The sequence below is a fragment of the Pseudomonas sp. YeP6b genome (assembly GCF_025642995.1).
GTDB lineage: Bacteria > Pseudomonadota > Gammaproteobacteria > Pseudomonadales > Pseudomonadaceae > Aquipseudomonas.
In genome coordinates this window covers 2,231,482-2,255,648 of record NZ_CP080090.1, presented here as the reverse complement: position 1 = coordinate 2,255,648, position 24,167 = coordinate 2,231,482, and the positions used below count along the sequence as shown (strand labels likewise).

Annotated in this window: 20 protein-coding genes; 8 read left to right on the top strand and 12 right to left on the bottom strand. The window is 59.9% G+C overall.

Going from position 1 to position 24,167, the window contains the following annotated elements:
• Nucleotides 1-4: 4 nt before the first annotated feature.
• Nucleotides 5-3,640, top strand: a complete 3,636-nt coding sequence (locus KZH41_RS10160) for a transporter substrate-binding domain-containing protein (RefSeq protein WP_242155146.1) — start codon at nt 5-7, stop codon at nt 3,638-3,640.
• A 24-nt stretch (nt 3,641-3,664) separates the two neighbouring features.
• Here KZH41_RS10160 and KZH41_RS10155 read toward each other — a convergent pair whose 3' ends face one another.
• A complete protein-coding gene (locus KZH41_RS10155; protein WP_094951868.1) occupies nt 3,665-4,147 on the bottom strand; it encodes a GAF domain-containing protein in 483 nt (160 codons plus the stop codon).
• Complete coding sequence (locus KZH41_RS10150; protein WP_094951867.1) at nt 4,144-5,034, bottom strand: ATP-binding protein; 891 nt, start codon at nt 5,032-5,034, stop codon at nt 4,144-4,146. Before KZH41_RS10150 ends, KZH41_RS10155 begins: the two co-directional genes overlap by 4 nt.
• Before the next feature lie 165 nt (nt 5,035-5,199).
• Between KZH41_RS10150 and KZH41_RS10145 the strand changes: the two genes are divergently transcribed.
• Nucleotides 5,200-7,509: a response regulator gene (locus tag KZH41_RS10145; protein ID WP_094951892.1), complete on the top strand. Its 2,310-nt coding sequence runs from the start codon at nt 5,200-5,202 to the stop codon at nt 7,507-7,509.
• On the opposite strand, the gene KZH41_RS10140 is transcribed toward KZH41_RS10145, so the two are convergent.
• The 3 genes from KZH41_RS10140 to msrB all read right to left on the bottom strand — a co-directional run bounded on the left by KZH41_RS10140 (nt 7,463) and on the right by msrB (nt 9,046).
• On the bottom strand, nt 7,463-7,954 hold the full coding sequence (locus tag KZH41_RS10140) for a MarR family winged helix-turn-helix transcriptional regulator (RefSeq protein WP_263274767.1): 492 nt from the start codon (nt 7,952-7,954) through the stop codon (nt 7,463-7,465). The two genes, KZH41_RS10145 and KZH41_RS10140, sit on opposite strands and share 47 nt — an antisense overlap.
• Nucleotides 7,951-8,436, bottom strand: a complete 486-nt coding sequence (locus tag KZH41_RS10135; protein ID WP_094951865.1) for a glutathione peroxidase — start codon at nt 8,434-8,436, stop codon at nt 7,951-7,953. Before KZH41_RS10135 ends, KZH41_RS10140 begins: the two co-directional genes overlap by 4 nt.
• Nucleotides 8,437-8,653: 217 nt before the next feature.
• On the bottom strand, nt 8,654-9,046 hold the full coding sequence (msrB, locus tag KZH41_RS10130) for a peptide-methionine (R)-S-oxide reductase MsrB (protein ID WP_094951864.1): 393 nt from the start codon (nt 9,044-9,046) through the stop codon (nt 8,654-8,656).
• A 203-nt stretch (nt 9,047-9,249) separates the two neighbouring features.
• Here msrB and KZH41_RS10125 point away from each other — a divergent pair, with 203 nt between their 5' ends.
• Both KZH41_RS10125 and htpX read left to right on the top strand, forming a co-directional pair.
• Nucleotides 9,250-10,461, top strand: coding sequence for a pyridoxal phosphate-dependent aminotransferase (locus tag KZH41_RS10125; protein ID WP_110623348.1), 1,212 nt, complete (start codon nt 9,250-9,252; stop codon nt 10,459-10,461).
• Between the two features lie 304 nt (nt 10,462-10,765).
• Complete coding sequence (htpX, locus tag KZH41_RS10120; RefSeq protein WP_083359430.1) at nt 10,766-11,653, top strand: protease HtpX; 888 nt, start codon at nt 10,766-10,768, stop codon at nt 11,651-11,653.
• Between the two features lie 171 nt (nt 11,654-11,824).
• Here the strand turns inward: htpX and KZH41_RS10115 are convergent, their stop codons facing one another.
• Nucleotides 11,825-12,481, bottom strand: coding sequence for a thiopurine S-methyltransferase (locus tag KZH41_RS10115; protein WP_094951863.1), 657 nt, complete (start codon nt 12,479-12,481; stop codon nt 11,825-11,827).
• A 104-nt stretch (nt 12,482-12,585) separates the two neighbouring features.
• Here KZH41_RS10115 and KZH41_RS10110 point away from each other — a divergent pair, with 104 nt between their 5' ends.
• A complete protein-coding gene (locus tag KZH41_RS10110; protein ID WP_094951862.1) occupies nt 12,586-13,353 on the top strand; it encodes a DODA-type extradiol aromatic ring-opening family dioxygenase in 768 nt (255 codons plus the stop codon).
• Between the two features lie 911 nt (nt 13,354-14,264).
• Here KZH41_RS10110 and KZH41_RS10105 read toward each other — a convergent pair.
• Both KZH41_RS10105 and KZH41_RS10100 read right to left on the bottom strand, forming a co-directional pair.
• Nucleotides 14,265-15,206 carry an IS110 family transposase gene (locus KZH41_RS10105; protein WP_263274766.1) on the bottom strand — a complete coding sequence of 314 codons (942 nt, stop codon included), beginning with the start codon at nt 15,204-15,206 and terminating at the stop codon, nt 14,265-14,267.
• Between the two features lie 457 nt (nt 15,207-15,663).
• Nucleotides 15,664-17,337 (bottom strand): DEAD/DEAH box helicase, encoded by a 1,674-nt coding sequence (locus KZH41_RS10100; protein ID WP_094952431.1) that lies wholly within the window; start codon nt 17,335-17,337, stop codon nt 15,664-15,666.
• Between the two features lie 422 nt (nt 17,338-17,759).
• On the opposite strand from KZH41_RS10100, the gene KZH41_RS10095 reads away from it, so the two are divergent.
• Nucleotides 17,760-18,551, top strand: coding sequence for a crotonase/enoyl-CoA hydratase family protein (locus KZH41_RS10095; protein ID WP_242155141.1), 792 nt, complete (start codon nt 17,760-17,762; stop codon nt 18,549-18,551).
• Nucleotides 18,552-18,669: 118 nt separating this feature from the next.
• Here KZH41_RS10095 and KZH41_RS10090 read toward each other — a convergent pair whose 3' ends face one another.
• On the bottom strand, nt 18,670-19,425 hold the full coding sequence (locus KZH41_RS10090; protein WP_094952433.1) for a spermidine synthase: 756 nt from the start codon (nt 19,423-19,425) through the stop codon (nt 18,670-18,672).
• A gap of 124 nt (nt 19,426-19,549) precedes the next feature.
• On the opposite strand from KZH41_RS10090, the gene KZH41_RS10085 reads away from it, so the two are divergent.
• Complete coding sequence (locus tag KZH41_RS10085) at nt 19,550-20,896, top strand: class II 3-deoxy-7-phosphoheptulonate synthase (RefSeq protein ID WP_094952434.1); 1,347 nt, start codon at nt 19,550-19,552, stop codon at nt 20,894-20,896.
• A gap of 78 nt (nt 20,897-20,974) precedes the next feature.
• Here KZH41_RS10085 and KZH41_RS10080 read toward each other — a convergent pair whose 3' ends face one another.
• Both KZH41_RS10080 and KZH41_RS10075 read right to left on the bottom strand, forming a co-directional pair.
• Nucleotides 20,975-22,195 (bottom strand): winged helix-turn-helix domain-containing protein, encoded by a 1,221-nt coding sequence (locus KZH41_RS10080; protein ID WP_094952435.1) that lies wholly within the window; start codon nt 22,193-22,195, stop codon nt 20,975-20,977.
• A 45-nt stretch (nt 22,196-22,240) separates the two neighbouring features.
• The gene (locus KZH41_RS10075) at nt 22,241-22,447 is read right to left on the bottom strand and encodes a DUF1127 domain-containing protein (protein ID WP_242155138.1); all 207 of its coding nucleotides are present in this window, start codon (nt 22,445-22,447) and stop codon (nt 22,241-22,243) included.
• A 70-nt stretch (nt 22,448-22,517) separates the two neighbouring features.
• Between KZH41_RS10075 and KZH41_RS10070 the strand changes: the two genes are divergently transcribed.
• Nucleotides 22,518-23,399, top strand: a complete 882-nt coding sequence (locus KZH41_RS10070; protein ID WP_094952437.1) for a LysR family transcriptional regulator — start codon at nt 22,518-22,520, stop codon at nt 23,397-23,399.
• Here KZH41_RS10070 and KZH41_RS10065 read toward each other — a convergent pair.
• Complete coding sequence (locus KZH41_RS10065) at nt 23,389-24,138, bottom strand: sulfite exporter TauE/SafE family protein (protein ID WP_242155136.1); 750 nt, start codon at nt 24,136-24,138, stop codon at nt 23,389-23,391. The two genes, KZH41_RS10070 and KZH41_RS10065, sit on opposite strands and share 11 nt — an antisense overlap.
• Nucleotides 24,139-24,167: the final 29 nt, after the last annotated feature.

The window sequence follows — 24,167 nt, the reverse complement described above, 5'->3', positions numbered from 1 at the left end:
GCGGATGCCCAGGTGTATAAAGGACTATCTAATTATATTAATCGCCGGCGTGTGCTTCAGCACTGCTGTGCCCGCGAGCACTCAAGCCGGCCCGGAACACTTCACCTTATTGAGCCGTGCGGGTGCCGTTCAACTGGATCTTCAACTGGACAAGGCTCAGCGTCAGTGGCTACAGAACAAACGCGAGCTGGTGCTGGGCACCTCGGCACCTGATTACCCGCCCTTCGATCTCACCTCCAGCGGCCGTGACTATGAGGGCCTGACCGCCGATTACGCGGGGCTGCTGGCCAAAGCCCTGGCGATGCCGGTCAAGGTTGTGCGCCACCCCTCGCGAGAGGCGTCGATACATGCCCTGGAAACGGGCGAAATTGACTTACTGGGCTCCTCCAATGGCTTTGAGGCCGCCAACTCGAACCTCATCCTGTCGCAGCCGTACGCGGTGGATCAGCCTGTACTGGTGACCCGCGAGGGCGAAACACGCAGCTTGAGCGACGGCCTGGCCGGTCTGCGCTTGAGCCTGGTCTACCACTACCTGCCGCTCAACGAAGTGGAAAAGATGTACCCGCAAGCACAAATCCGCGCCTATCCCTCGTATCAAAACGCCTTGAATGCGGTGGCTTTCGATCAGGCGGATGTGTTTCTCGGCGACACCATTTCTACCCATTACATGATTAACAAGGGCTACCTGAAGAACATCCGCATGGCCAACTTCGGCAAACATGAAGCCTATGGTTTCAGCTTTGCGTTGCGCCAGGACCAACACATTCTCCTCGGTATCGTCGACTCGGTGCTGGCCGCCGTGCCCATCAACGAGCGGGACAGCATCGCCAAGCGCTGGAGCGCCGGCAGCGATATCTTGCTGACCGACAAAAAGCTGCAGTTGACGCAGCGCGAAGAGCGTTGGCTGAAAGAGCATCCGGTGGTGAACGTCGTTGTAAACGAGACCTTCGCGCCCCTGACGTTCTTCGATGCCGACGGCAACTTTCGCGGCATCACCGCAGACCTGCTGGAGCTGATCCGACTGCGTACCGGCTTGCGTTTCGAAATCCAGCGCAGTCGCGAAGTCAACGCGATGATCGAACAGGTCGTCTCCGGCAAAGCCGATATCATTGGGGCCATCGCGCCGAGTGCCGAAAGAGAAGCCCAGCTCAGTTTCAGCCGCCCCTACCTGGAAAACTCCTACGTCCTGCTGACCCGTAAAGAGCCCAACGCGCCCTCGAACCTGGAGCAGATGGCAGGCATGCGCCTGGCAATCACCGAAGGCAACCCACTGGAAAAAACCTTGCGCGAGGATTTTCCACTGATTCACCTGGTGCAAGTCAGTGACACCTTCAAGGCCTCAGAACTGCTGGCCCAGGGGAATGTAGACGGGGCGGTGAACTCGCTGGTGATCGCCAACTACTTCCTGTCCTCGCAAGTGTTCCAGGACAAGCTGCAGATCAGTTCCAGCATCGGCACCCTGCCCGCGACATTCGCCCTGGCAACGCCGCGCCGCGCCGTCGAACTGAGTTCAATCCTGGACAAGGCGCTATTGAGCATTGCGCCAGACGAAATGGGCGTGATCAACAGTCGCTGGCGCGGTTACACCGCTGCCTCCGACAGTTACTGGCGCAATTACCACCAACTGATCGCACAAATCATCATCGGTACGGGGCTGTTGTTGCTGATTTCCCTGACCTGGAACGCCTACATGCGCCGCCAGATCAAGCAACGGAAGATGGCCGAGCGCGCCCTCGGCGACCAGTTCGAATTCATGCGCGCACTGGTCAACGAAACGCCGCACCCGATCTATGTGCGTGATCGCAAGGGGCTGCTGCAAACCTGCAATGACAGTTACCTGCAGGTGTTCGACGTCAAGCGCGAAGAGGTGATCGGCAAAAGTGTTGTCCAGATGGACATGGCCCTGGAGTCGGAGGCGGCGCAGTACCACGCCGACTACCAACGGGTAGTGGTCGAAGGCAACCCGTTGATCCTTGATCGCACCCTGCATATCCAAGGTAAAAAACTGACGATCTACCATTGGATCCTGCCCTATCGCGACTCGGTCGGCGAAGTGCAAGGCATCATCGGCGGCTGGATCGACATCAGTGAGCGGCGTCAGCTGTTCGACGAACTGCGCGCCGCCAAGGAACGCGCCGACGAAGCCAATCGCGCCAAAAGTACCTTTCTCGCCACCATGAGCCATGAAATCCGCACGCCGATGAACGCCGTGATCGGTATGTTGGAGCTGACCCTCAAGCGCGCCGACCAGGGCCACCTCGATCGCCCGGCTATCGAAGTGGCCTACAACTCCGCCAAGGACCTGCTGGAGCTGATCGGCGACATCCTGGACATTGCGCGCATCGAGTCCGGCCGTCTGAGCCTGGCCCCAGAGCGCGTGAACCTGCGGGAGGTGATCGAATCGGTGGTGCGCGTCTTTGATGGCCTGGCCCGCCAGAAAACCCTCAGCCTGCTACTTGAGTTCGACCCCGTTCTCGACGACACCGCCGTGCTGATCGACCCCTTGCGCTTCAAGCAGGTGCTGTCCAACCTCGTCAGCAACGCCATCAAGTTCACCGAACGCGGGCAGGTGAAAATCAAGGTACAAGTGCAAGCCACCGAGCTGCCGCAAGAAATCCAGATGAAACTGGTGGTCGAGGACACCGGCATCGGCATCAGCCGAGACGACCAGTTGCGACTGTTCGAGCCCTTTGCCCAGGCCGACAACTCCGGGCACTTAGCCAGGAGCGGCGCAGGCCTTGGGCTGGTGATCTGTCGCAGCCTGTGCGCGATGATGGGTGGGCAACTGAGCCTGAGCAGCGTGCCGATGGTCGGCACGCAGGTTCATGTCAGCCTGAAGATGACGCGCCTGCAGCCGGTCGAGGTGGTGGACGAACTCAAGTCGCAGGCGCCCACCGCCACGCCGGTCCTCAATGTGCTGGTAGTGGACGACCACCCGGCTAACCGCCTGTTGATGTGCCAGCAATTGGGTTACCTGGGGCATCAGTTCACGGCCGCCCAGCACGGCGCCGCCGGGTTCCAGGCCTGGCGACAGGAGCGCTTCGACCTGGTGATAGCCGACTGCAACATGCCCGTTATGAATGGCTACGAGTTGAGCCGCTCGATCCGTGAATACGAACATCGAGAGCAATTGGCGCCTTGTGTGGTTCTCGGTTTCACCGCCAATGCCCAACCCGAGGAGAAACACCGCTGTGCGCAAGCGGGCATGAACGATTGCCTGTTCAAACCTATCAGCCTCACGGCACTGGAGCAGCAACTGGCGCAGATCAAGCCTCAAGCTGCGGGCTTGCTGCTGGACCTGGGCTGCCTGGACGCGTTGACCGGTGGCGATCCGCTATTGAGCCGTCGCCTGCTGGAGGAACTGTTAAGCAGCAGCCGTCAGGACCGCCAGGAACTGGTCGCCCTCCTGGCTCAACAGGCCTCGCCCGAGCAGATCATTGAGCAAGCCCACAAGATCAAGGGCGCTGCCCGGATCGTTCAGGCCGGCCCGCTGGCCGCGCAATGCGAAGCACTCGAGCAGGCCTGTGCCCGCAGCGATGATCGCGCCATGATCGAGGCGTACGTGAAGTCCCTGGAAAAACTCATGCTGGAACTGGAGAGGACGCTGCAAGTGCAACTCCATAATCTGGCCAGCCACTAACCGAGGCTGGCCCCTCCTCACTCATCAGCAGTCGGTCAAACGCAGGAAAATTGCCGCCAACTGCTCGATACCCGCCTGGTCCTGAAGGCTGAAACGGGCCAGCGACGGGCTGTCCAGGTCCAGCACGCCGATCAACACGCCGTCCTTGACCAGCGGCACCACCAGCTCGCTGTTAGACGCGCTGTCACAGGCGATATGCCCGGGGAATGCGTGAACATCTTCCACCCGCTGGGTTTGCCGCGATGCCGCTGCAGCCCCGCACACCCCACGCCCGAACGGAATGCGCACACAGGCGATCTGGCCCTGGAACGGGCCAAGCACCAGCTCTTCATTACGATTGAGGTAGAAGCCTGCCCAGTTCAGGTCGTCCAGTTGGTTGAACAGAAACGCAGAAAACTGCGCACTGTTGGCAATGAAATCGCGCTCATCGGCCAGCAGCGACTCCAACTGCGCGCACAACATGGCATAGCCGTCCAGGCCGGTGCCGGCCTGTTGTAAATCGATCATGGTTGACGCTCCAACAACTTGAGACCCACCCAGTAACGGGCGAATTGATACGCGCAACGGCCGTTGCGGTTGCCACGCCCGGTGGCCCAACGCACGGCAAGAATGTCGAGAGCTTCATCGCGCTGCCATTGCAAACCCGACTTGCTCGCCAGTTCGCCGATCCAGTGCTCGACCACCTTCAGGAAGTGTTCCTGGCTAAATGGGTAAAACGACAGCCACAGGCCAAAACGGTCGGACAAGGCGATCTTGTCTTCCACCGCCTCACTGGGGTGCAACTCGCCATCCACTCGCTTCCAGTTGTCGTTGTCGCTCTGGTTTTCCGGCACCAGGTGACGACGGTTGGAGGTGGCATACAGCAACACGTTTTCCGGCGCCTGCTCCAGCGAGCCGTCCAGCACGCTCTTGAGCACGCGGTAATCGCCTTCCCCGGCCTCGAAAGACAGGTCATCACAGAACAGGATGAACCGCTGCGGCAGCTTGAGCAGTTGCTCGACCACCCGCGGCAGGTCAGCCAAGTGATCACGCTCGATTTCAATCAAGCGCAAGCCGGCCTTGGCGTGCTGGGCAAGCAGTGCGCGTACCATCGACGATTTGCCGGTACCGCGTGAGCCCCACAGCAGCGCATGGTTGGCGGGCAGGCCATCGAGAAATTGTTGGGTGTTGCGAGCCAATTGCTCGCGTTGCTTGTCTACGCCAATAAGGTCGGACAGACGCATGTCCAGGCTGACTTCCAGCGGCAGCAAAAAGCCGCTGCGGCCTTCGCGCTGCCAACGGGCGGCGAGGCAATGGTTCCAGTCGATGGCGTGGCGTGGTGCAGGTAACAGCGGTTCCAAGCGAGCAAGTACTGCATCGGCCCGCTCAAGAAAGGCATTCAATCGAGAATCCACGATTATTCCTCTGGCAAGTTCTTGCAAAAGATGGCGTATTGGCAACCCTGCGGGCAGACCGCACAAGGCTGCGTAAAAAAACGATTCATGCCGGTCAAGCCAGAGCCTGTGGATGTTCAGCTATGCTTGCCGGGCGAAGGGAAACGTAAAGTGGTTCAACACCCGATGGATATCAAGTTCGCCCACCGCTTGTCTTATAAACAAGCTCAATTGACTGTGCTGGTCGGTTTCGTCTTGGGAACCTTGCTCAGTCTGATCCAAATCGGCATTGATTATGCCAGCGAAGACGCATCCATCAACCGTGAAATACGCTCACTGATCGAAATCAGCCATAACCCTGCCTCACGTATTGCCTACAACATCGACGCCGAACTTGCCCAGGAATTGACCCTGGGCCTGCTGCACTCCCCGGCGATCATCCGTGCACAACTGGTCGACAACAATGGCGTGGTGCTGGCCGATGTCGATCGCCCGCGCAAGGAAAGCACCTACCGGCCGATCAGCGACTTTCTATTCGGCGCCAACCGTCAGTTCGAAGACCGGTTGTTCCTCAAACATATGCCCAACGATTCCCTCGGTGTGCTGCGCCTGGACGTCGACACCTACGCCTTTGGCAGCCGTTTCCTGCACCGTGCCGAGATCACCCTGCTCAACGGCTTTGCCCGCAGCCTGCTGCTGACCGGCATCCTGCTAGGCCTGTTCTACGTGATGCTGACCCAACCGCTGGTGCGCGTTATCCGGGCACTGAGCACCCGCAAGCAGGCCCATCTGGATTGTCCGCCGGGGCACGAGAACGATGAAATCGGCGTGCTGGTCAGCGTCGCCAACCAGCAGTTCGAAAACATGGAGACCGAGATCCAGCAACGCCGCCACGCCGAAGACCGCCTCACCGAATACTTGGGCCAACTGGAAGACATCGTCTCTGCGCGCACCCTAGAACTCAAGGCCAGCAACCAACGCTTGAGCCAATCCAACGATGAACTGGAGGCGGCAAAATTGACCGCCTTGGGCATGGCCCAGGCGCGAGCTGCGTTCCTGGCCAATATGAGCCACGAGATTCGCACGCCGCTCAATGGCTTGCTGGGGATGATCGCGCTGTCACTGGACAGCACGCTGAACGCCGAACAGCGCCAGCAGCTGTCCATCGCTCACGATTCGGGCAAGGTGTTGGTGGAGTTGCTCAACGACATCCTCGATCTGTCGAAATTCGACGCCGGCCAGTTGGAACTCGAGCACATTCCCTTCGACCTCGGCTCGCTGGTAGAAGACACCGCCAACCTGCTGTCGCAGAACGCCGCGCCGAGTGTCGAGTTGACCTGCCTGATCGACCCGCTCTTTCCCGCCCAGGTGATTGGCGACCCGACACGGGTACGCCAGATCGTCAGCAACCTGCTCTCCAATGCCTTGAAGTTCACCCGCTTTGGCCGCGTGGATGTACGCCTCAGCGCCCACGATGGCCGGGTGAAAGTCGAAGTGTGTGACACCGGCATCGGCATTGCCCTGGAAGCGCAGGTCAAGATATTCCAACCGTTCACCCAGGCGGGCGCGGGTATCACTCGCCAGTTTGGCGGCACGGGACTGGGGCTGGCGCTGACGCACAACCTGTGTGACGCAATGAAAGGCCGCTTGAGCATCAGCTCGGAAGTCGGCTTTGGCAGCCAGTTCTGTGCCGATCTGCCGCTGCCCACGCATTTGCCCGCAGCGCGGCAGGCGCCGCTGGCCGGTGAAGTGATTGTCATCACCAGCGCCGGCAGCGGCCTGACGGAATTGCTCACCACCTTGCTGCCCCATTGGGGGCTGGCCCCGCGTGTCTATTCCCAAGACGATGACTTGAGTGGGCAAAATCCCGACCTGCTGATCACCGATTGCCCGGAGTGCCTGTTCCGCCTGCGCCCGGCGATCAGCGCGCCGATTCTTCTGGTCACCTCGTATGGCAACTTCATGCCCAGCGAAGAAGTCGCGGCCCTGGCGCCATTGCAGCAACAGGCGCGCCCGCTGAGTCGCAACGCGCTGTACCAGATCCTGCAACGCAACTTGCGCAGCGACGCGCAACTGATCCTCGACACCCTCCAGATGGAAGCCGCGCCCTTCGCACACCGGGCGTGCATCCTGCTGGTGGAGGACAACCCGGTCAATCAGCTAGTGGCCAAGGGCATGCTCAGCAAGCTGGGGTGCGAGGTGATTGTGGCGGCCCATGGTGGCGAAGCGCTCAAGCTCCTCGAGGAACAGCGCTTCGACATGGTGTTGATGGACTGCAATATGCCGGTGATGGACGGCTATGAGGCCAGCCGGCAGATTCGTCGCAGCGGGCGCTGGCCGGACCTGCCTATCGTCGCGTTGACCGCCAACGCCTTGCCGGAGGAGCGCGAGCGTTGCCGGGCCGCCGGAATGAGTGATTACCTGGCCAAGCCGTTTCGCCGCGAAGAACTCAAGGCTTTGCTGGATCTGTGGGTGCCGCAGACGACAAGCCTTTGATCTGCGCCAGCAACTGATCGAGGCCATCGCGCAAGGCATCGGCCTGGTTCAGGTCGATGCCGCTGTCGCACAACAGCCGGGTCTTGAGGCCATGGGTTTGGTCGCGCAATTGCACGCCAGCCGGGGTCAAGCTCAAGTGCACTTCCCGCTCATCGCGCGCGCTGCGTTGGCGCCGCACCCAGGCAAGCTGTTCAAGGCGCTTGAGCAGCGGCGTCAGCGTGCCCGAATCGAGCATCAACCGCTCCCCCAACGCCTTGACCGTAGGCTGCGGCGGGGTTGCGTCGTGCCATTCCCACAACACCAGCATCACCACGTATTGCGGGTAAGTCAGGCCCAACAGGTCGAGCATCGGTTTGTAGGCGCGTGTCACTGCCCGCGATGCGGCGTAAAGCTTGAAACACAGCTGATCGTCCAAGGCCAGGGACACAGTGGGGGCGTCGATCATTTGAGCAGGGCTTCAATCTCTTGGGTCAGGTCCTGGGGCTTGGTGGTCGGGGCAAAACGCTTGACCACCTGGCCATCGCGGCCGATCAGGAACTTGGTGAAATTCCACTTGATACCTTTGGAACCCAGCAACCCAGGCGCTTGTTTTTTAAGCTGCACGAACAACGGGTGGGCCTCGCTGCCGTTGACGTCGATCTTTTTGAACAGCGGGAAGCTGACGCCGAAATTCAACTCGCAGAACTCGGAAATCGCGCCTTCGTTACCCGGCTCCTGCTTACCGAACTGGTTGCAGGGAAAACCCAGCACCACCAGGCCCTGGTCCTTGTACTGCTGCCAGAGGTGTTCAAGACCTTTGTATTGCGGGGTGAAGCCACATTTGCTGGCGGTGTTGACCACCAAAATGGCCTTGCCGGCGAAATCGGCTAAGGTCTTTTGCTCACCCTTGAGGGTGGTGCACGGGATGCTCAGCAGGTTGTCGCTCATGGCAGTGCCTCGAATAAAGGGGAAGACACAGAAAGATAGTAGGCAATTCAATTGCACGCAATTTAATTGATCGGATTGATGATGCGTACTCGGTTCAAATGTGGAAGCCGAGCTTGCCCGCGATGCAGGCACCTCGGTCTCTCAGTTGCTCCGAGGTGCCTGCATCGCAGGCAAGCCAGCTCCCACACACGTCCACATTGGGTAGGTGTTGCCTGCCCTAGCGCGGGACGAGGTCCAGGCACACCGAGTTGATGCAGTAACGCAGGCCCGTCGGCGGCGGGCCGTCCGGGAACACGTGACCCAGGTGCGCATCGCACTTGCCGCAGGTGACTTCGGTGCGGATCATGCCGTGGCTGACGTCGCGGATCTCGATCATCGCGCTGCCGGCAATCGGCGCGTAGAAGCTCGGCCAGCCGCAGCCGGAATCGAATTTGGTCTTGGAGTCGAACAGTGGCTCATTGCAGCAAATGCAGTGGTATATGCCATCTGTCTTGGTGCCATTGTACTTACCGCTGAAAGGTCGCTCGGTGCCCTTGAGACGGCACACGTTGTACTGCTCTGGATCGAGCATCGCCTTCCATTCATCAACGGTTTTCTGCAACTTTTCCATCGGTACACCTCGGCAACTGAAAAACCCTGATCTGTGTCTTTTCCATGGATCAGGCGGCACGTATGATTGCGCCTCTTCAAAACGCCAGTCTGGCACCCGCGCTATCGGCATTCAAACGTATTTATGGGTGCAGGCCTCGCAGGATTCACAGTACGTGTAGTGTCCACACCGTCTGGATCGTTCATTTTCAGGATCACATCGCCATGCAGGTCAGCAAATCGAACAAGCTCGCCAACGTCTGCTACGACATTCGCGGCCCAGTGCTCAAGCACGCCAAACGCCTGGAAGAGGAAGGCCATCGCATCCTCAAGCTGAACATTGGCAACCCGGCGCCCTTTGGTTTCGAAGCGCCGGACGAAATCCTCCAGGATGTGATCCGCAACCTGCCGACCGCCCAGGGCTACAGCGACTCCAAAGGCCTGTTCAGCGCGCGTAAAGCCGTGATGCAGTACTACCAGCAAAAGCAGGTGGAAGGTGTCGGCATCGAAGACATCTACCTGGGCAATGGCGTGTCCGAGCTGATCGTGATGTCCATGCAGGCCTTGCTCAACAACGGCGACGAGGTGCTGGTGCCGGCGCCCGACTACCCGCTATGGACCGCCGCAGTGACCCTGGCCGGCGGCCACCCGGTGCACTACCTGTGCGATGAAGGTGCCGACTGGTTCCCGGACCTGGCCGACATCAAGGCCAAGATCACCCCGAACACCAAGGCCCTGGTGATCATCAACCCGAACAACCCAACCGGCGCTGTGTACTCCAAGGAAGTGCTGCTGGGCATGCTTGAACTGGCACGCCAGCACAACCTAGTGGTGTTCTCCGACGAGATCTACGACAAGATCCTCTACGATGACGCCGTGCACATCTGCACCGGCTCCCTGGCGCCGGACCTGCTGTGCCTGACCTTCAATGGCTTGTCCAAGTCCTACCGCGTGGCGGGTTTCCGCTCCGGCTGGATCGCCATCTCGGGCCCCAAGCACAACGCCCAGAGCTACATCGAAGGCATCGACATGCTGGCCAACATGCGCCTGTGTGCCAACGTGCCGAGCCAGCACGCGATCCAGACTGCGCTTGGCGGCTACCAGAGCATCAACGACCTGGTATTGCCCCAGGGCCGCCTGCTGGAACAGCGCAACCGCACCTGGGAGTTGCTCAACGCGATTCCGGGTGTCAGCTGCGTGAAACCCATGGGCGCACTGTATGCGTTCCCACGGATCGACCCGAAAGTCTGCCCGATCCTCAACGACGAGAAGTTCGTGCTCGACCTGCTGCTGTCGGAAAAGCTGCTGGTGGTGCAGGGAACCGCGTTCAACTGGCCGTGGCCGGATCACTTCCGTGTGGTGACGTTGCCGCGCGTGGATGACCTGGAGATGGCCATTGGTCGCATCGGCAACTTCCTCAAGTCCTATCGCCAGTAACGCATGTGACGCTGTACGACCGGCATTCGGTCGTACAGCGAGTATCTGGCAACACTTCTCTGCGCTACACCCCTCTCCCGCTATCGCTGCACACCATGGACCGGTCAGCCCCTTGCAATTACGGGACGCGAAGGCATGAGTGCAGTGACCTATGCTTGCTTTGCAGGTCGGAAAATCCCTTCAAGGCGCTTCATTCTTGCTGTAGGACACAGTTTGAAATAGTCGCTCGGTTGAATCACCCCAGGCCGCACCTTATATACCCCGCAGTACGCGACATATTAAGCATGAGGAGAATTCTACAACCATGATGCGCATCCTGCTGTTCTTGGCCACTAACCTGGCGGTCGTGCTGATTGCCAGCATCACCCTGAGCCTTTTCGGCTTCAACGGGTTCATGGCGGCCAACGGGGTTGATCTGAACCTCAATCAGCTGCTGGTCTTCTGTGCAGTCTTTGGTTTTGCCGGTTCGCTGTTCTCGCTGTTCATCTCCAAGTGGATGGCGAAGATGAGCACCAGTACCCAGGTCATCACCCAGCCACGCACCCGGCATGAGCAATGGTTGCTGCAAACCGTTGAGCAACTGTCCCGCGAGGCCGGCATCAAGATGCCTGAGGTCGGGATCTTCCCGGCCTATGAAGCCAACGCCTTTGCCACCGGCTGGAACAAGAACGACGCGCTCGTTGCGGTGAGTCAGGGCATGCTGGAACGCTTCTCCTACGATGAAGTGAAGGCAGTACTGGCCCACGAGATCGGCCACGTGGCCAACGGCGACATGGTCACCCTGGCGCTGGTACAAGGCGTGGTGAACACCTTTGTGATGTTCTTCGCGCGGATCATCGGCAACTTTGTCGACAAAGTGATCTTCAAAAACGAAGGCGGCCGTGGCATTGCCTACTTCGTGGCAACTATCTTCGCCGAAGTGGTACTGGGCTTCCTGGCCAGCGCAATCACCATGTGGTTCTCGCGCAAACGCGAGTTCCGCGCAGACGAAGCCGGTGCCCGCCTGGCCGGTACCGGGGCGATGATTGCCGCGTTGCAGCACCTGCGCTCCGAACAGGGCCTGCCGGTGCACATGCCCGACAGCCTGACCGCGTTTGGTATCAACGGTGGCATCAAGCAAGGCTTTGCACGCATGTTCATGAGCCACCCGCCGCTGGAAGAGCGGATCGACGCACTGCGTCGCCGGGGCTGATAGCTAGGCAGTGACACTGGAGGGGGCGATCTGATCGCCCCTTTTTTGTGGGTGCTTGAATCGCCATCGCGGGCAAGCCCGACGCCCACAGGGATCTGCTCAGGTTCACATAAACTGTAGACGAGGCGGTCGATGCGGGAGCCGGGCTTGCCCGCGACGGCGATAAGAGGGTCAGTACTTTGTCAGTTGGTACACACGCTCTTCCAGCCGCGTGACGCCGTCCTGCACGAACTTCCAGCTCTCGCCCAGGATGTCTTGCTCTTCCACCACCTGCGCAGCCCAGTGCGACCCCAGCAACACCTTCACCTCATCATCGATCACCGCAAAGGGCGGGCCGGCCTTTTTTGTCTGGTCGTAGTCGAGGGTGATCAGCAGCCCCTTGCAACCCGATCCCAGAAGGCGGTTCAGATGCCGAGCATATTGCGCCCGCATCAACGGCGGCAACGCAATCAACGCTGCGCGGTCATAGAGCGCAGTGCAATCAGCCACTGCCTCGGCGCCCAAGGCAAAGAAGTCACCACACCACACCTCGACCAGATCAGCCTGGTACACCTTGAACACGCCTCTCTGGCTGATCCTGGGCACAAGCCCTTGCTCACTGAAGAACGCCTCCACCGCCTGCTCAGACAGCTCCACGCCCAGCACGCGATACCCGCAACTGGCCAGCCACATCAGGTCCAGGCTTTTGCCACACAGCGGCACCAGCACCTTTGCCGCCTCCGGCAGCGTCAGTTGCGGCCAGTGGCGCTGCAAGTAGGGGTTGGCCTCGGGAAGATGAAAGCCGATCTGGTTACGTGCCCAGCGCTCTTGCCAAAACTTAGGCTCCATGGAATCACCCTGAAAATTCGATCAAAAAGCGCTAAAACTTATATTAGATTTAGATCAATGATCTGATTGAAGATGGGCCTATGTTAACGCTCAGGACCCCACTTATGCTCCCCAGCCTGTTTATCTCCCACGGTTCGCCCATGCTTGCCCTGCAACCCGGCGCCAGCGGCCCGGCGCTCAAGCGCCTGGCCGCGCAATTGCCACGGCCCAAGGCGATTGTGGTGGTGTCGGCGCACTGGGAAAGCCAGGAATTACTCGTCAGTGGCAGCGCCGCCCCGCAAACCTGGCACGACTTCGGCGGCTTCCCGCGCGAACTGTTTGCGGTGCAATACCCTGCACCGGGTAACCCGCCGTTAGCCGCTGAGATTGTCGAATTGCTCAACGCCGATGGCCTGAATGCGCGAATTGATGATCAACGCCCGTTCGACCACGGCACCTGGGTGCCGCTGTCGCTGATGTACCCTGCGGCAGATATCCCCGTGGTCCAGGTTTCCTTGCCCAGCCGTATGGGCCCTGCCCTGCAGACCCAGGTCGGGCACGCACTCGCCAGCCTGCGCGAGCAAGGCGTGCTGTTGATCGGCTCCGGCAGCATCACCCATAACCTGGGCGAGCTGAACTGGCAGGCCGGACCTGAGAGCATCGAGCCTTGGGCACGGGATTTTCGTGATTGGGTGGTGGATAAACTCGCCGCTAACGATGAAACGGCCTTGCACGATTACCGTCGCCAGGCGCCCCATGCGGTGCGCAGCCATCCTAGTGACGAGCATCTGCTGCCGCTGTACTTTGCGCGCGGCGCTGGTGGCGAATTCAGCGTGGCGCACCAAGGTTTCACCCTGGGCGCGCTGGGCATGGACATCTACCGTTTCGGCTGACGGAGATCTAAAGGTGGGAGCTGGCTTGCCTGCGATAGCGGTGTATCAGTGAAAGATACGCTTACTGATGTACCGCTATCGCAGCATAGGCATCTACACAACTTTTTGTGTTGCTTTTAGCCTGCGATGGTTTAGGTAGATTGAGTACATATCCGTTGCTGCGGTAACGGCTGCTATGGGTTCCGCCCTTACGGCGGGTCACTTTTGGAAAAGAGCCCCAAAAGTAACCAAAAGGGCTCTTGCCCCACCACTCGGTGCCTCGCCTAGGCTCGGCATGCCCTCACTCCGGCTTGAATCCGTGGGCCGCCGCCATGGGCCATCCTTGGCCCATCGCGGCTAACCCGGCGTCCTGCCGGGTTACCCACGGATTCAAGCCTGCGTTCGGCCAGCGTGGTTTAACGGGGCGCCTCAGATCAAGATCAAGATCAAGATCAAAAGCAAGAGCACGGCGGCCTAGTAGCCGACCTGAGTGGTAGAAGCAAAAGCAGGGCAGAAGCAGAAGCAGAAGCAGAAGCAAAGCACCACCCTTTCTAGCTGATGTACTGAGATCCCAATGTGGGAGCGGGCTTGCCTGCGATGGCATCAACTCGGTGTACTTGATGGACCGAGGTGTCTGCATCGCAGGCAAGCCAGCTCCCACATTAGATTGAGTTCAGCCATCAAGATCAGGTCGGCTGTCAGGCCGCCTCGGTTTTGCTTTTGATCTAACCACTCAGGTCGGCTACTAGGCCGCCGTGCTCTTGCTTTTGATCTTGATCTTGATCTTAGGCGCCCCGTTAAACCACGATGGCCGAACGCAGGCTTTGGAGCGGGGGTAAACCGGCAGGACGCCGGTTTAGCCGCGATGGGCCAAGGATGGCCCATGGCGGCGGCCCACGGTCCAAAGCCGGAGTGAGCAACCGTGTCGAAATTCAAGCCATTTCAGCGAAATGCTTTTGATCGCGCACCATCGCATTCAAGATCGTCAGCAGCTTTCTCATGCATGCAACCAGCGCTACTTTCTTCGTCTTTCCTGCAGCAAGCAGATGGTTGTAGAACCTCTCGATCACCGGGTTATGGCTCTTCGAGGACAAGACGGCCATGTAAAGCACACTTCGAACCTCAGCTCGACCACCCCATATCCGTCTACGCCCTTTGTAGAGGCCGCTATCGCAGTTAAAAGGCGCCACACCAACCAAGGCAGCCACTTGTTTGCGATTAACCTTGCCCAGCTCCGGAACCATCGCCAGCAGCGAAAGTGCGAGCACGTTGCCAACACCAGCGACCTCGCGTAGCAAATCATAATTGGCCTTCCAGACCGGGGAAGCCTTGATGGCTTCGTGCAAGTCATCGTCTGTGCTTTTAAGCCGCTTTTGAAGCCAGGTGATATGTGCCTTGATGTCTCTTCGAAGTGCCTTGAATACCGCCTGCTTCAGCCGAGACTCCTCCGCCACGATCATGTCGATGAGTTGGCGGCGTCGAGTGAGTAGATCTGCCAGCTCACGAGTGTGTTCATCTGGCATCTCTCGAATCTCGGGTTTGACCGCCTGGGCAAACTCCGCAATCACCTGGGCATCCAGAGCATCGGTTTTAGCCAACCGACCGGTAGCTTTGGCGAAATCACGCACCTGGCGGGGGTTGACGACAACGACTGGCAGTCCCGCAGCGCAAAGCTCCGCAGCCGCAAGCCGCTCATACCCCCCAGTTGCTTCCAACACCACCAAAACCGGCTCCTGAGCCTTGAGATGTTTAGCTAAACGCTGGATACCTTCTTGAGTATTGAAAAACTGTTCGACTTGGCCAGTGGTGCTGACAAATGAGTCGAGCTTGTTTTTGGAAACATCAATTCCGACAAACGCAGAGTCATGGTCCATGGTGTTTTCCTCACGTCCAACCTTGCAGAATCGGGCTTCGCGCCCTGGCAACCGTTCGGACTAGTTTAGGAAGGAATCTGCTTCGACCCACGCTCACTCACGATCTCGAAATCCGAGGGCATAACGGTCTGAAGCAGATGAAAATCATCTTACAAGGGCACACCGAGCCTAAGCGAGGTGCCGAGTGGTGGGGCAAGAGCCCTTTTGGTTACTTTTGGGGCTCTTTTCCAAAAGTGACCCGCCGTAAGGGCGGAACCCATAGCAGCCGTTACCCAAATAACGGATATGCACCCCACGACAACCAAAGAATTCAACCCATAAAAAGATGTGTAGATACCTATGGCTATCGCAGGCAAACCAGCTCCCACATTTGATTGAGTGCGGCAAATGTCAGGCAAAAAAAATCCCCGAACCAGTCGGGGATTTTTTATGTGCGATCAATCAGCCCAAGGGCGAATCAATCTTCGCGGTAGCGACGCAGCTTCAGCTGCTTACCGGCAACGCGAGTGTCTTTCAGCTTGGCCAGCAGTTTTTCCAGACCGTCTTCCGGCAGCTCCACCAGGGAGAAGCTGTCACGGACCTGGATGCGACCGATGGCTTCACGAGCCAGGCCACCCTCATTGAGGATAGCGCCCAGCAGGTTCTTGGCAGCGATACCATCACGCGCGCCCAGCGCGGTACGGCAGCGAGCACGGCCTTCAGCCAATGGAACCGGAGCACGACGCTCACGATCACCACGGTCTGGACGGTCGCCAGTACGCTCTGGACGATCACCGCGTGGCGCGTTGTTCGGTACCAGTGGGCGTTCTTTCTCGATGGCTGCCAGGGTCAAGGCTTGGCCGTTGGTAGCTTTGCGCAGCAAGGCTGCAGCCAGGGCACGTGGGGTGCAACCGATATCGGCAGTCAGGCGGTCCAGCAGTTCGCCGTGGGTCGATTCAGCGTCAGCCACCAGTGGCGACAAGCTGTTGGTCAGTTTCTTGATGCGCGCATCCAGAACTGCCTGGGCATCCGGCAGGCGGACTTCAGCAACTTTTTGACCGGTTACACGCTCGATCACTTGCAGCATGCGGCGCTCACGTGGAGTCACCAGCAGCAGTGCGCGACCTTCGCGACCCGCACGGCCGGTACGGCCGATACGGTGAACGTAGGACTCTGGATCGTAAGGCATGTCAACGTTGAACACGTGGGTGATACGTGGAACGTCGAGGCCACGAGCAGCAACGTCGGTCGCTACAACGATGTCCAGACGGCCATCCTTGAGGGAGTCGATCACGCGCTCACGTTGGTTCTGGGCGATGTCACCGTTCAGCGCAGCGGCTTTGTAGCCTTTGGCTTCCAGGGCACTGGCCAGGTCCAGGGTCGCTTGCTTGGTGCGCACGAACATGATCAGGGCGTCGAAGTCTTCGACTTCCAACAGGCTCAATACAGCCGAGGTCTTCTGGTCAGCGTGAACCAACAGGTGAGCCTGTTCGATCGCGGTAACGGTCTGAGTCTTGGTCTGGATTTTCACGTGTTGCGGATCGCGCAGATGGCGTTCGGCAATGGCACGGATCGACTGTGGCAGGGTAGCCGAGAACAGTACGGTCTGACGGGTTGCTGGCAGCGCCTTGAAGATGACTTCCAGGTCGTCCATGAAGCCCAGCTTCAACATTTCGTCAGCTTCGTCCAGAACCAGGTGGTTCACGGTCGACAGTACTTTTTCGTCGCGACGCAGGTGGTCGCACAGACGGCCCGGAGTGGCGACAACGATCTGTGCGCCGTTACGGATTGCTTTCAGTTGTGGGCCCATAGGCGCGCCGCCGTAAACGGCCACAACGGTTACGCCTGGCATTTGCTTGGCGTAGGTTTCGAAAGCGGTTGCTACTTGCAGCGCCAACTCACGGGTTGGCGCCAGGATCAGGGCTTGCGGCTCGCGCTTGGCAGGATCGATGCAGTGCAGGATAGGCAGGGCGAACGCGGCGGTTTTACCGGTACCGGTTTGCGCCTGGCCAATCATGTCTTGGCCGGCCATGATGATCGGGATCGATTGCTGCTGAATAGCCGAAGGTTCTTCGTAGCCAGTCGCGATGACGGCAGCAAGAATGTTCGGGTTAAGATTAAAAGCGGCGAAGCCGCCGGTTTCCTGGGTCATGGGTCTGCCTCTAAGTGCATCCGCAAAGACCCATGCTCCAAAGCTGCGCATGCCGTGTTGAGACTCAAGAGTCGCCCTGGCTGCTTTGTCGGCGGGGATTTGCGAAAACGAATGAATGAAAAAGATTCGTCAAGGGAGAGTCCGCTGTACGGACGTGCAGCCGAAGCTGACTTCGGGGAATTGCGCTACCTAAACGCGGCCCGGTTAAAGGCCGGCGCGCACTATACCGGAAATAGCTGAAAAAGGGAGCTTTTTTTATAGAAAAGCACCGATAAACCGCGCTGCATCAAAGCCTTTGCGGATAGCTGCGCCAGGGGCTATTTTTCAAAGGCCCGGCCCTGTTGGTCATAACGCTTAAACGGTTCACCTGTCGAACAAGACCTTTAGTCTGAAACTCAACCCAAGCCCTGAGGGCGCACCCGATGAATCAAGCCAGCAGCAGTCGCGTCAGCCGTGAATTACAGGGCCATGTCTTGCTGTTAGGCCTGGACCGGGTCGCCAAGCGCAATGCCTTTGACCTGGACCTGCTCAATGAGCTGAGCCTGGCTTATGGTGAATTTGATCGAAACGATGAGGCGCGGGTGGCCGTGGTGTTTGCCCACGGCGATCACTTTACCGCAGGGTTGGACCTGGCCAATGTCAGCGCCGTGATGTCGGGAGGCTGGCAACCGCCGCTGGGCGGCTGCGATCCGTGGGGCGTGTTCGCCGGGCCCAGGGTCAGCAAACCGGTGATCGTCGCCGCCCAAGGTTACTGCCTGACCATCGGCATCGAGTTGATGCTGGCGGCGGACATCAACCTCTGCGCGAGCAACACGCGCTTTGCGCAGATGGAGGTGCAGCGTGGGATCTTCCCATTCGGCGGCGCGACGTTGCGCTTCCATCAGGTGGCCGGCTGGGGCAATGCGATGCGCTGGTTGCTCACCGGCGATGAATTTGATGCACACGAGGCGCTGCGTCTGGGCCTGGTGCAGGAAGTGATGGCCAGCGAAGACTTGCTGCCCCGCGCCATTGAACTGGCCAGCCGTATTGCCCGCCAGGCGCCGCTGGGTGTGCAGGCGACGCTGATGTCGGCACGCCTGGCGCGCATGGAAGGCGAAGCCGTCGCGGCGCCAGGGTTGCAAGCGGTGGTGGAGAAGCTGCTCAACAGTGAAGATGCCAAAGAGGGCGTGCGGGCGATGGTTGAGAAGCGGCCGGGGGTGTTCAAAGGTATCTGAACAGGCTGCTGACGCCATCGCGGGCAAGCCCGGCTCCCACATTTGAAGGGTGTTCACCTGTTGAAATGCATTCAAAATGTGGGAGCAGGCTTGCCCGCGATGGCGTCAGTACAGGCAACTAAGTGGCCGGCCGAATAGCCTTGATCAACGCCTGCAACGAGTACCCCAACTGCGGCGCCAAGGCTTCTGCGCGCGCCGTTAGCGCCCCCAGGTCCAACTCCTGATCCAACTCCGAAGGCACCAACAAAATCACATTGCCCTCCTTCACCGGCAGCTCCCAGTAATGGCGGTGATACAACCCACGCAGCAGCGCCGCCCCCAGCGGTTTGCCATCGTCGGTGGCCCACTGGTTGATCACCAGCCAACCGCCGGGGTTGAGTTTCTTCTGGCAGTTTTCCAGGAAGGTCCAGGCCAGATGGCCGACGCCGGGGCCGACATCCGTATACAGGTCGACGAAAATCAGGTCGGCCGATTCAGCGCTGTCGAGCAATTGCAGCGCGTCGCCAATGCGGATGTACAAGCGGGGGTCGTCATCCAGCCCCAGGTATTCAATGGCCAGGCGCGGCACATCCGGGCGCAGTTCAATGGCTTCGACGTCTTCCAGCGGCAAGAACTTGAGGCACGCCTGGGTCAACGTTCCGGCGCCCAGGCCAAGGAACAGCGCGCTCTCCGGTTGCTCATGGCACAACGCGCCAACCAACATGGCGCGGGTGTAGTCGTATTCCAGCCAGCTCGGGTCGGCGGTAAATACGCAGCTTTGCTCGATGGCGTCGCCAAACTCGAGAAAGCGGTAATCCGCCACTTCGAGCACACGGATCATGCCGAAATCATCATGGACTTCAGCCAGCAGGCGCTCGACACGCTCCTCGGTCATCACTACTCCTAAAGGGTTTACCGTACGGCAAAGGCGCGATTGTCGGCCAACCAGCGGCAACAGGTCACGCACTAATTGCTGATAACATTGGCGCCCGACCGTCAATCAACCAATCGAGTTCATGATGAGCCAACCCTGGAGCCCCGACAGCTGGCGCGCCCTGCCGATCCAGCAACAACCCCAGTACCCGGACGCTGCACACTTGCTGCAAGTGGAGCAGAACCTGGCCAGCTACCCGCCGCTGGTGTTTGCTGGGGAAGCCCGCGAGTTGCGCCGTCAATTTGCCGAAGTGACCCAGGGCCGCGCGTTCCTGCTGCAAGGCGGTGACTGTGCCGAGAGCTTTGCCGAGTTCTCCGCCGCGAAAATCCGCGACACCTTCAAAGTGCTGTTGCAGATGGCGATCGTGATGACCTTCGCCGCCGGCTGCCCGGTGGTGAAAGTCGGGCGCATGGCCGGCCAGTTTGCCAAGCCGCGCTCGGCCAATGATGAAACCATCGACGGCATCACCCTGCCCGCCTACCGTGGCGACATCGTCAACGGCATTGGTTTCGACGAGAAAAGCCGCGTGCCGGACCCGGACCGCCTGCTGCAGTCCTATCACCAGTCCACGGCCACGCTCAATTTGCTGCGCGCGTTTGCCCAAGGCGGTTTCGCCGACCTGCACCAAGTGCACAAGTGGAACCTGGACTTCATCGCCAACTCCGCACTGGCCGAGAAATACAGCCAACTGGCCAACCGCATCGATGAAACCCTGGCGTTCATGCGCGCCTGCGGCATGGACAGCTCGCCGCAACTGCGCGAAACCAGCTTTTTCACCGCCCACGAAGCACTGCTGCTCAACTACGAGCAAGCCTTCGTGCGCCGCGACAGCCTGACCAACGATTACTACGACTGCTCCGCGCACATGCTCTGGATCGGCGACCGCACCCGTCAGCTGGACGGTGCCCACGTTGAATTCCTGCGCGGGGTGAACAACCCGATCGGCGTCAAGGTCGGCCCAAGCATGAACCCCGACGACCTGATCCGCTTGATCGACATCCTCAACCCGGACAACGACCCCGGCCGCCTCAACCTGATCGCACGCATGGGCGCCGGCAAGGTGGGCGACCACCTGCCCAACCTGATCCGCGCCGTGCAGCGTGAGGGCAAGCAGGTGCTGTGGAGCAGCGACCCGATGCATGGCAACACCATCAAGGCCAGCAGCGGCTACAAGACCCGCGACTTTGCGCAGATCCTTGGCGAGGTGAAGGAGTTCTTCCAGGTGCACCAGGCCGAGGGCAGCTATGCCGGCGGGATTCATATCGAGATGACCGGGCAGAACGTCACCGAATGCATCGGCGGCGCGCGGCCGATCACCGAAGACGGCTTGTCGGACCGCTACCACACCCACTGCGACCCACGGATGAATGCCGATCAGTCGCTGGAACTGGCGTTTCTGATTGCCGAGACCTTGAAACAGGTTAAACGCTGAGATTTTGTGGCGAGTGAGGTTCCCGTGGCGAGTGGGCTTGCCACGACAAGCCCGCTCGCCACAAAAAACCGCTACAACTCATGTTTGTAGCATTGCCACTCTTAACCGAGCAGCACTGGGCCGCTGGCAATTGAGCTGCACCTGTTCCAGCCCCAGCCAATCAGCCATCTGCCGCAGGTTCAGGGCCAACGCCTGCATGCCTTCCTCATCCAGCCCCGGCTCTTCTTCGTGCACCGCGTGCACCGCCAGGCGCCCGTTGGCGCGTTCGGCACGCAGGTCCACCCGTGCAGCGATTCGCTCGTTGTGCAAAAACGGCAGCACGTAGTAGCCGTACACCCGCTTGGCTTGCGGGGTGTAGATCTCCAGCCGGTAACGGAACGCGAACAACCGCTCAGTACGGCTGCGCTCCCAGATCAACGAATCGAAGGGCGACAGTAAGGCACTGGCCGGAACCTTTCGCGGCACTTTCGGCTCGGGCAGGCAGTACGCCGGTTGTTTCCAGCCTTGCACCTGGCACGCCAGCAACTGCCCATCCTCGACCAGTTCCGCCAGGCGGCTGCGGCTGTCGGCGGGGTCCAGGCGAAAGTAATCGCGCAGGTCTTTTTCAGTACCCACGCCCAACGCGGTTGCGCTGTGCAACAGCAAGCCGCGCTGGGCGCAGGCTTCGCTCAGGGGCGCTTGCTGAAGAATGTCAGCGGGAATCACCCGCTCGGGCAAATCATACAGCCGCTCAAACCCGCGCCGCCCCGCGACCGTGACCAGCCCCGCAGCGAACAGCCATTCCAGCGCGTGCTTTTCATCACTCCAATCCCACCATGGGCCGGCGCGCTCCTCACGGGTCGATAAACTGCCCGCACCCAGCGCGCCCTGCTGCTCGACGGTCTGCAGCACGCGCTGAATGGTGGCCTGCTGCTCGCGCCCAAAACGCGCCATCTGCGAATAGATCCCCTGCCCCAGCTTGGCCCGCTCCATGCGCCAGCGCATCAACGGGTACAGCGCCATGGGCAGCAAGGAGGCCTCATGGCCCCAGTATTCAAATAACGAGCGCCGTCGCCCCTGGCTCCAGGCGGCTTGCTCAAGCATCAAAGGGGAATAATTGCCCAGGCGAGAAAACAGCGGCAGGTAATGCGAGCGCACCACGGCATTGACCGAATCGATCTGCAGCACGCCCAACCGCTCAATCAAACGATTAAGGTGCGCGGCCTTGACCAGTGCCGGCGCCTGGCGCCCGGAAAAACCCTGGGCCGCCAGTGCTATGCGTCGAGCTTGCTTGAGTGAAAAAGACAGGTCGGCGGGCATAGGTTTCTCCGTGTGGGCTCGCCGACTACCCTACTGCATCCTGGGTTACTTTCGCAGCGGGTCTTGCCAGAAATGCAGGTGACGGTCCTGCTCGACATCGCCGCGATTGAGCCCGATGTCCTTGAGCGCGTCATCACTCAAGCTCGCCAATGTCTGACGCTCATGATGCAGCGCCTGCCAACGGGCCACCCGCTGAAACAGCCCGGAAAACGGACGTTTCGCCATCAACACATAACCTTTCTGACCTTTCATCTTCTCGCCCTCCAGTGGGGATGACGAGAGTGTGTGCCTGGCCTTATGATCAATCCAACGAATGTTTCTTATGCAATACATCTCGGAGATTGATCAATTGTCCGGCTACCCCAGCATCGACACCGAAGTACTGCGCACCTTCGTCGCCATCGCCGACCAAGGCGGTTTTACCCGCGCCGGCGAGCTGGTCAACCGCACGCAATCGGCGGTGAGCATGCAGATGAAACGCCTGGAAGAAGACGTGTTGCAGCGCAAGCTGTTCGAGCGCGATGGCCGCCAGGTGCGGCTGACGCCCGAAGGCCAGGTGCTACTGGGTTATGCGCGGCGCATCCTGAAGCTGCACAGCGAAGTGTTCAACACGCTGCGCGAACCGCACATGGTCGGGTTGGTGCGCATCGGTACGCCGGACGATTACGTGATGCGTTATCTGCCGGGCATCCTCAAACGGTTTTCCAAGGCGTACCCGCTGATCCAGATCGAGATGCATTGCGAGTCTTCCACGGTGCTGATGCAGCGGCGGGACTTGGCATTGACGGTTATCAGCCGTGAACCCGGCAGTGAAATCGGCGAGCTGTTGCGCACTGATCGTATGGTGTGGGTCGCCTCGTCGTGTTTCTGCGTGGACGAGCATGAGGCCTTGCCTCTGGCGATTTCCGGCGCTGACTGCCTGTACACGAATTGGGCGCGAACGGCTCTGGACGCGGCCGGGCGCGATTATCGCATGGCTTATCACAGCTCCAACGTGGCGGCGATTCAGGCGGTAGTCAACGCTGGCCTCGCAGTCATGATCAGCATGGAAAGCCTGGTCACTGAAGAGCTGCGAATACTCGGCAGCGACGAGGGCTTTCCAGCGTTGCCGTCGATGAGCCTGCGGCTGCTGCGTAACCCGTCCATGAACTCCCCCATCACCGATTGCCTGGCGGAGTACATCCTCGAAGGCTTCAAACTTTAAAGGTCAGCATCAACGCACACACGACCAGAAAGCCACAGAACAGGCCGCGTAATACCCGTTCCGGCAGCGCATGAGCGACTTTCACGCCCCAACTGATACTCAGCAGCCCACCGACCGCAAGAGGCACGCCGATCATCCAGTCCACCTCGTGGTGCCAGGCATAGGTCACGAGGGTCACGCTGGTGCTGGGCAGCGCCAACGCCAGCGACAAGCCTTGGGCGACCACTTGGGAGGTGCCGAACAGGCTCGTCAACACCGGCGTGGCAACCACCGCGCCGCCCACGCCAAACAAACCGCCCATGGAGCCGGACGCAGCACCCAGCACGCCAAGCCATGGCCAGGAATAGCGCATCTGCGCAGTCGGCGGCGCATTGCGGGTGAACATACGCACCAAGTTGTACGCCGAGAGCGTCAGCAAGAACGCGATAAAACCAATGCGCATGGCGCCGGCATCCAGGCCGACCGCCCAGATCGAACCAAGCCAGGCAAAACTGAAACCCATGACCCCCAGCGGCAACGCGTGGCGCAGTTCGATGCGGTTGCGCTGGTGGTAACGCCACAGGGCCAGCATCACATTGGGCACCACCATCACCAGCGCAGTGCCTTGCGCGAGCTGCTGGTCCAGGCCGAACAACACCCCGAGCACCGGAATCGCGATCAGCCCGCCACCAATGCCAAACAGGCCACCGACCGTGCCCAGGGCCGCGCCCAATATCAGGTACATCGCTAAATCCAACACTGCGCATCACTCCAAAAGCCCAAGCCATG